A 2,003-nucleotide genomic window follows, 5' to 3' on the forward strand; every position below is an offset into this window, starting at 1 on the left:
TGTACTGACCGCGGACGTTGATCGACGTTGCGGCTTGTCTTCGAGCGTGCTCGAACCCCTAGCGTGCGGGACATGACGAACGATCGGGCCCTGGCAGATGCCCTGCGACTCGCCGTCGATCCGCCCGGGGGCGTGAACGTCGACGCTTTGAGAGAACTCACCCGAGCCGATTCCGAAGAGGACTGGGACATCTCAGCGGCCGCCGAGCACTTAGGCGTCAGCCCTCACACCCTGCGCTACTACGAGCGCGCCGACCTGGTGGTCATCCCTCGGGATCAGGCAGGTCACCGCCGGTTCGACGCCCCGACCGTCCGGCGCCTCGTCTTCCTGACCCGGATGCGGGCATCCGGCATGCCCATCGCCGACCTGCGCCGTTACGTCGATCTCGTCGACGCCGGCGCTGACACGATCCCAGACCGACTCGACCTCCTCCTCGAACACCGCGACACCCTTCGCTCCCAGATCGCCCAACTTCAACTCGCCCTCGCCGCGACCGAGTACAAACTCGCCACCTACCAGGAAGGCCCCCAGCCATGACGACGCCCCAGCACGACATCACCTCATGCGAGAACCTCGCCCGCCGCCAGCACGGCCAAGATGTCCTCTCGCGCATCGACGGCCACCAGGGCGAAGCCGTCATCGAGTCCCTCGCTGACATCAGCCCAGCCCTGGGACATCACGTCGCGGCCTTTGCCTTCGGCGACATCTATGACCGCCCCGGCCTGGACCCGCGCAGCCGTCAGCTCGTCACGATCGGCGCCTTGACCGCGCTGGGTGGCTGCGAGCCGCAGCTGCGGGTCCACATCGGCGCCGCGTTGAACGTCGGCCTCACAGAAGAGGAGATCGTCGAGGCCTTGCTGCATTGCGCGGTCTACGCCGGCTTTCCCCGCGCCCTCAACGCGACGTTCGTCGCTAGGGAGGTCTTTGCTTCGCGACGCGCCAACGCCTGACAAAGAATCACACCGGCCAAGAGGGCGCCAGAGCATCCGGCGGCCCTCCTGGCGCACGCACAAGGACTTCCATGGCACACGCCAACGCAGCTCTCACACCACGACACCGGCTCAAGGTAGCTCGTCTCGTCGTCGATGACGGGTGGCCGATCAGCGAGGTTGCTGCTCGCTTCCAAGTGTCCTGGCCGACGGTGAAGCGCTGGGTCGACCGCTACCTGGCCGGTGATTCCATGCAAGACCGCTCCTCACGGCCGAAGACCTCGCCCAGTAAGACCAGCAAGGCGGTGTCCAAGCGATGCGTCAGCTTGCGAATCCGGTTGCGGGAAGGGCCTGTCCAGCTCGCATCCCGGCTCAACATCGCCCCGTCCACCGTGCATCGAATCCTGACATCGGCGCGCCTGAACCGCCTGTCGTATGTCGACCGGGCCACGGGCGAGCCGATCCGCCGGTACGAGCATCCCCATCCCGGGTCTCTGGTACACGTGGACGTGAAGAAGCTCGGGAACATCCCCGACGGCGGCGGCTGGCGGTACGTCGGACGGCCGCAGGGCGACCGCAACCGAGCGGCGACACCGGGCAAGCCCAAGAGCAAGTGGCACAACCCGAAGCTCGGATACGCGTTCGTACACACCGTCATCGACGACCACTCCCGCGTCGCGTACACCGAGGTCCACGACGACGAGACCGCCGTCACCGCCGTCGCCGTCCTGCACCGCGCTGTCGACTGGTTCGCTGAGCGCGGCGTCACGATCGAAAGGGTCCTGTCGGACAACGGCGGTGCGTACCGCTCGCACCTGTGGCGCGACACCTGCGAGGCCCTCTCGATCACCCCGAAGCGGACGCGGCCGTACCGGCCCCAGACCAACGGGAAGGTGGAGCGCTTCCACCGGACCATGGCCGACGGCTGGGCCTACGCCCGCTGCTACACCAGCGAGCAAGAACGCCGAGAGGCCCTCGAGTCATGGCTGCACCAGTACAACCACCACCGCCCCCACACGGCGTGCGGCAACCAACCGCCCTTCTCACGATTGATCAACGTCCCCGGTCAGTACA

3 protein-coding genes are annotated in these 2,003 nt (G+C 66.9%); all 3 read left to right on the forward strand.

Translation table 11 applies throughout. The features are described from left to right. Nucleotides 1-72 precede the first annotated feature (72 nt). Nucleotides 73-537, forward strand: coding sequence for a MerR family transcriptional regulator (locus FS770_RS13505; protein WP_145012763.1), 465 nt, complete (start codon nt 73-75; stop codon nt 535-537). Continuing rightward, nucleotides 534-950, forward strand: a complete 417-nt coding sequence (locus FS770_RS13510; RefSeq protein ID WP_145012765.1) for a carboxymuconolactone decarboxylase family protein — start codon at nt 534-536, stop codon at nt 948-950. The genes FS770_RS13505 and FS770_RS13510 overlap by 4 nt, the downstream gene beginning before the upstream one ends. Nucleotides 951-1,021: 71 nt before the next feature. Then, a partial coding sequence (locus FS770_RS13515; RefSeq protein ID WP_145012768.1) for an IS481 family transposase occupies nt 1,022-2,003 on the forward strand: 982 nt, incomplete at its 3' end.

It is taken from the genome of Kocuria salsicia (genome assembly GCF_007681555.1).
In the GTDB taxonomy this organism is placed as follows: Bacteria; Actinomycetota; Actinomycetes; order Actinomycetales; family Micrococcaceae; genus Kocuria; species Kocuria salsicia.

Excerpts from the sequence above, each read along its gene's own strand:
- FS770_RS13505 (WP_145012763.1), top strand. The coding sequence starts at position 73 with ATGACGAACGATCGGGCCCTGGCAGATGCCCTGCGACTCGCCGTCGAT.
- FS770_RS13510 (WP_145012765.1), top strand. The coding sequence starts at position 534 with ATGACGACGCCCCAGCACGACATCACCTCATGCGAGAACCTCGCCCGC.